Annotated in this window: 4 protein-coding genes; 1 reads left to right on the plus strand and 3 read right to left on the minus strand. The window is 70.0% G+C overall.

Annotation, left to right across the window (positions count from 1 at the left end; translation table 11 throughout):
* Positions 1-146: 146 nt before the first annotated feature.
* Both glgB and NWE95_09595 read right to left on the minus strand, forming a co-directional pair.
* Complete coding sequence (gene glgB / locus NWE95_09590) at positions 147-2,084, minus strand: 1,4-alpha-glucan branching protein GlgB (GenBank protein MCW4004146.1); 1,938 nt, start codon at positions 2,082-2,084, stop codon at positions 147-149.
* Positions 2,081-3,184 carry a hypothetical protein gene (locus NWE95_09595; GenBank protein ID MCW4004147.1) on the minus strand — a complete coding sequence of 368 codons (1,104 nt, stop codon included), beginning with the start codon at positions 3,182-3,184 and terminating at the stop codon, positions 2,081-2,083. Before NWE95_09595 ends, glgB begins: the two co-directional genes overlap by 4 nt.
* 161 nt (positions 3,185-3,345) lie before the next feature.
* Here NWE95_09595 and NWE95_09600 point away from each other — a divergent pair, with 161 nt between their 5' ends.
* Complete coding sequence (locus tag NWE95_09600; protein ID MCW4004148.1) at positions 3,346-5,250, plus strand: ASKHA domain-containing protein; 1,905 nt, start codon at positions 3,346-3,348, stop codon at positions 5,248-5,250.
* Positions 5,251-5,545: 295 nt separating this feature from the next.
* On the opposite strand, the gene NWE95_09605 is transcribed toward NWE95_09600, so the two are convergent.
* The coding region (locus NWE95_09605) for an SPOR domain-containing protein (GenBank protein ID MCW4004149.1) at positions 5,546-5,837 on the minus strand (292 nt) is incomplete at its 5' end.

Here is a 5,837-nt window from a genome sequence, read left to right on the forward strand (position 1 = left end):
CCCCCCCCCCCCCCCCCCCCCCCCCCCCCCCCCCCCCCCCCCCCCCCCCCCCCCCCCCCCCCCCCCCCCCCCCCCCCCCCCCCCCCCCCCCCCCCCCCCCCCCCCCCCCCCCCCCCCCCCCCCCCCACTCCCTTCTCCCGTGTTTTCTACCCCTCGCTCCGCAGAAACAGCACGCCGAGGGGCGGGACCGAGAGCGAGAGGGACCACGGGTGGCCGTGGGAGGGCCGGTGCTCGGCGGCCACGGCCCCGAAGTTCCCCCAGCCCGACCCGCCGTACACCTCGGCGTCCGAGTTCAGCACCTCGCGCCAGATGCCCGCCGCAGGCACCCCCACCCTGTAGTTCTCGTGCGGGACGGGCGTGAAGTTGCACACGACGAGGAGGAGGCCGCCGCCCTCCGCGGGCTTGCGGAAAAACGCGACGACGCTGTGCTCCCAGTCGCGGAAGTCGGCCCACTCGAAGCCCTCGTTGGTGAAGTCGCGATCAAAGAGGGCGGGCTCCTCCCGGTAGAGCCGGTTGAGGTCCTGCACGAAGCGGAAGACCCCCTGGTGGGGCGGGTACCGGAGGAGGTGCCACTCGAGGGCGTCCTCGTGGTTCCACTCAGCGCGCTGGGCGAGCTCGGCCCCCATGAAAAGGAGCTTTTTCCCCGGGTGGCCGTACATGTAGCCGAGGAGCGCCCGCAGGGTTGCAAACTTCTGCCAGTCGTCCCCGGGCAGCTTGTGGAGAAGGGACCCCTTCCCGTGCACCACCTCGTCGTGGGAGAGGGCGAGGACGAAGTTCTCGAAGAAGGCGTACCAGATGCTGAAGGTGAGCCGGTTGTGGTGGTATTTGCGGAAGATGGGGTCGAGGGCGAAGTACTCGAGGGTGTCGTGCATCCAGCCCATGTTCCACTTGAGGCCGAACCCCAGGCCCCCGACGTAGACGGGCCGGGAGACCATGGGCCAGGCGGTGGACTCCTCGGCGATGGTCTGGGTGTCGGGGAAGGAGCGGTAGACGGCCTCGTTTACGGCCTTGAGAAAGGAGATGGCCTCGAGGTTTTCACGCCCCCCGTAGCGGTTGGGAATCCACTCGCCGGGGCCGCGGGAGTAATCGAGGTAGAGCATGGAGGCGACGGCGTCCACGCGCAGGCCGTCGGCGTGGAAGCGCTCCATCCAGAAAAGGGCCGAGCTCCCGAGGAAGGCCCGCACCTCGTGGCGCCCGTAGTTGAAGATCCAGGAATCCCAGTCGGGGTGGAAGCCCTTTCGGCGGTCGGCGTGCTCGAAAAGGTGGGTCCCGTCGAAGTAGACGAGGCCGTGCTCGTCTCCGGGGAAGTGGGAGGGGACCCAGTCGAGGATGACGCCGATCCCCCGCCGGTGGAGGGCGTCAATGAGGGCCATGAAGTCCTCGGGCGTGCCGTAGCGGGAGGAGGGTGCAAAGTACCCCACCGTCTGGTAGCCCCAGGAGCCGTAGAAGGGGTGCTCCATGACGGGGAGAAACTCCACGTGGGTGAAGCCGGCCTCGGCCACGTGGTCGGGGAGCGCCTCGGCGAGCTCCCGGTAGGTGAGGTGGCGCCCGCCCTCCCCCCGTCGCCATGAGCCCAGGTGCACCTCGTAGATGCTCATGGGGGCGTCAAGGGCGTTCCGGGCGTGCCGGTCGCGCATCCACTCGCCGTCCTCCCAGGCGTACCCGTCCCGGCCCCAGACGATGGAGGCCGTCCCCGGGGGCGTCTCCCAGTGCATGGCGAAGGGGTCGCCCTTGGCCACGCGGTGGGCGTGTTCGCGGCTCTCGATGAAGTACTTGTAGCGGGCCCCCTTCCCCACCCCTGCGATGAAGCCCTCCCAGATGCCCGAGGAGTCCCACCGGACCTTGAGGTCGTGGGCTCCGGGGGTCCAGCCGTTCCAGTCGCCGACAACGGAGACCCGGGCGGCGTTGGGGGCCCAGACGGCGAAATGGGTCCCGGCGACGCCGTCGACGATCATGGGCTGGGCACCCATCTTTTCATAGAGGGCAAAATGGGTCCCCTCGCGGAAAAGGTAGATGTCGTGCTCGGTCAACGGCCCGACGCCGTACATCATGGTGCCGTGGGGCACATCGCGCTGCTCGGTCATGAGGGGCTCCTGTTCTCCGGCTGCAACCGGCCTTCGATGGCGGAAAGGATGGCGTCCGCGGCGACGGAGGCGCCATTGGGCGGCTCGGGGGAGCGCCCGGGCCTCGGGGCCCCGTCGAGGGCTTCCATGGCCTCCTCCCAGCGGCCGGCGTAGAGGTCCGCCGAGGGGAGGTGCACCGCCGGAAGGTGCTCCCCGAGGTAGCGCACAAGGGGCGGGTACTCGGGGAAAAACCCCCGGTCGCTGTAGACAACCGGTACGCCGTTGGCCACGCAGTCGGCCACGATCCCGTAGCCGGGCTTGGTGATAACGCCGTCCGAGGCGGCAAGGGCCTCCACATAGGTGACGGGGGCGGCGTCGAGCGAGAGGGCGTTTGTGACGGGAAGGGCGAGGGGGCGCCGGAAAAGGAACACCGCCCCCGGAATGCGCCCGATGCGCGCGAGGGCCTCGGGGCCGAGGTCAAGGGCCGTGAACGAGACGAGCCACGCCCTCGCGCCCTCGGGGATGCCGAGGAGCCTGCGGACCTCCTCGCGCCCGCGTGCGGCCCTTCGGGCGATGAGGGGGATGTCGCGCCACGCCGCGCACGGGGGTGCGACCCCGCCGTGCATGGGGAGCCTCAAGTAGAGCGAAAGCCCGCCGTAGCACTCCCGGACGGCCGAAACGAGCGGGCGCCAGCGCGGGTCGTCTCCGGCGTAGGCCTCGTAGATCCAGTCCCAGGTGAAGTTTGAGACCCCGACGGCGGGGATTCCGGCCCGCCTCGCCGCATCCGCCGGAAGGTAGGGGATGTCGCAGACGAGGCCGTCACAGCCCGAAAGACGCGCCGCCTCCTCCGAGACGATCCCGTCTCGCCGCGAAAGGAGCCCGGAGACCGCCTCCCTCGTCGCATCGAGGTCAAAGCGCACGGAGTCGCGCTGCACCATCCCCACATCGAGGCGCGCGCGGCGGAACGCGGCGGCTCTTCCGGCGTTTTCCCGCACGAGGTAGTCAGGGAGGTCCGAGACGATCTCGACCTCGGCCCCCCGGGCAAGGAGCTCGCGGGCGATCTCGAGGGACCGGACGGCGTGTCCGAACCCGTGGGGCGTTATGAAAAGGGCGATCCGCATGAGGTCCTTGTATCACATCGGGGCGCCGCGGGCAAAAGGTGCCGGGGGGCGGCCCCGGACGATTCGCCTTGTCAGGGGCGAAGGGGCGCGGGTATAAGGAAGGGGCGCGGAGGGGGGCCTTCCGCGCGGCGGCGGTGCATCCCTTTCCGGGGGTCCGTTTCATGCCCAAGGTGATCATCCGGCCCGAGGGGGTGGAGGCCGAGGCGAGGACCGGCGAGCTGCTTCTCGATGCCGCTGAGCGGGCGGGGGTGGGCATCGTCAGCGTCTGCGGACGTCAGGGGGTGTGCGGCCGGTGCCGGGTGAAGGTGCTTTCGGGGTCCGTGGTGTTCTCGCCCGAGGATGCGCCCGTCCTTGACCCCGAGGACGTGGACGAGGGGTGGGTGCTCGGCTGCCGGGCGACGGTCGGCTCATCGGATGTGGAGATTCTCGTCCCCGCGGAGGCCCGCGGAGGCGGCGACAAGATCCTCACCACCGACACCCTGGGAGGCGAGGGCGTCGCCCTTTCGCCCCTCGTCCAGAAAATCCGCCTCGATCTCCCCCCTCCCACCATCGCCGACAGCCTCTCGGACCTCGACCGCCTCTTCCGCGACCTGCGAAAGCAGCTCCCCGAAGGGACCACAGACCCCACCGCCGACTTCCCCGCCCTCCAGCACCTCGCCCGGACCCTGCGCGAAAGCGACTGGCGGGTGACCGCGGCCGTCCACACGGAGGGCTGCCACGGACCGCACCTTCGCATCGTCGAGCCCGGCGACCGCACCGCGCGCAACTTCGGCGTGGCCGTGGACGTGGGCACCACCACCATCGTCTGCCAGCTCATGGAGCTCGCGACGGGCCGGGTGCTCGGGACCGAGGCCGCCCACAACCGCCAGGCCCGCTTCGGAGACGACGTCATCTCCCGGATGATCCACGCCTGCACCCGCGGGGGGCTCGAAGAACTGCGCGATGCGGCCGTCGGGACCGTGAACACCCTGGTTGAGGCCCTCGTTTCGGCCGCGGGCATCCACCGGAACGACATCACCTGCTACGTCGTCGCCGGAAACACCACCATGACCCATCTTCTCCTGGGTCTGGAGCCGTGCAGCATCCGCATCGAGCCCTACATCCCCACGGCCAACCGCTTCCCGCCCATCACGGCCTCCGCCGTGGGGCTCATCGGCCACCCCCGGGCCGTCCTTCACTGCGTCCCGTGCGTGAGCTCCTACGTGGGGGGCGACATCACCGCCGGGGTCCTCGCCTGCCGCATGCACGAGGAAACCCCCGTCACCGCCCTCATCGATGTGGGCACCAACGGCGAGATCGTCATCGGAAACTCCGAGTGGCTCGTGTGCTGTTCGGCCTCGGCGGGTCCGGCCTTCGAGGGCGGGGGCATGAAGTGCGGCATGCGGGCCGCCCGGGGGGCCATCCAGAAGGTGGCCCTCGACGGCCCCGCCGTCCGCTACGAGGTCATAGGCGGCGGGGCGGCCCGCGGCATCTGCGGCTCGGGGCTCATCGACGTCATCGCCGAGCTGCTCCTTGCCCGCATCATCGACCAGAGCGGCCGTTTCATCGACCTTTCCCACCCCCGGGTCAGGCGCTCGGACGACGTGACCGAGTTCGTGGTGGTCCCCGAACGGGCGACCGAGACCGGCGAGGCCGTGGTCGTGACCGAGGACGACATCCAAAACCTCATGAAGTCGAAGGGCGCGGTCCTTGCGGCCGTCAAGGTGCTCCTCGAAAACCTCGGCATGGGCTTCGGCGACCTTCAACGCCTGTATGTGGCGGGGGGCTTCGGGGCCTCCCTCGACATCCCCAAGGCGATCCTCATCGGACTCCTCCCCGACATCCCCGTCGAGCGGGTGCGCTTCATCGGGAACAGCTCCCTGGCCGGGGCGCGCCTGTCGCTCCTTTCCCGCGAGGCCTTCCGCAAGACGGCCGAGATCGCCCGCCGCATGACCTACCTTGAGCTCTCGGTACACCCGGGATTCATGAACGAGTTCGTGGCGGCCCTGTTCCTCCCGCACACCCAGATGGAGATGTTCCCGACGGTGCGGGAGCGCCTGAGCCCGAAACGTCACAAGAGGGACTGAGCCGTGCCGCGCGGCAGCTGCCGCCATCACCCCGAGCGGGAGGCCGTGGTGGTCTGCGGCAAGATGGAATACGGCTACTGCGAGGAGTGCCTCTCGGAGTGCCGGGCCTGCACGGACCCCGAGCTCTACTGCCGCCACCGGCCCTCATGCATCATCTGGGAGCACTGCCGGAAGGCCGTGAGAAAACGTAAAAGCGGGTCCGAAGGCTCCTGAAGACCCGCTCCCTCCGTCGCACAGAAAGAAAAACGCCCGGGGGTTCCGGGCGTTCCCTTCCGTCGTTCCTTCCTCCCCTTCCCTACCGCTCCATCTCGATGATCCGCGGCTTCACCTTCTCATAGGAGCGCACCTTGGCCGCAAGGCCCTCGGCAGCGGCCCGCGTGGGGGCGGGCGCCAGCTCGACCACCCACATCTCCCCGAGCTTCGGGTTCACCACGGGTTTCACCTCGGAGACGGGAAGCCCCCGGCGGGCCAGGCGCGCCCTGAGCTTCTCGGCGTTTTCCTTCCCCTTGAAGGTGCCGGCCCGAACGATATAGGCGGGGCCGCGGGGCTTTGGGGCCTCGGCCCTGGGAGCGGGGGCCGGAGCGGGG

The organism is Candidatus Bathyarchaeota archaeon (assembly GCA_026014725.1).
Classification (GTDB): Archaea; Thermoproteota; Bathyarchaeia; order Bathyarchaeales; family Bathycorpusculaceae; genus Bathycorpusculum.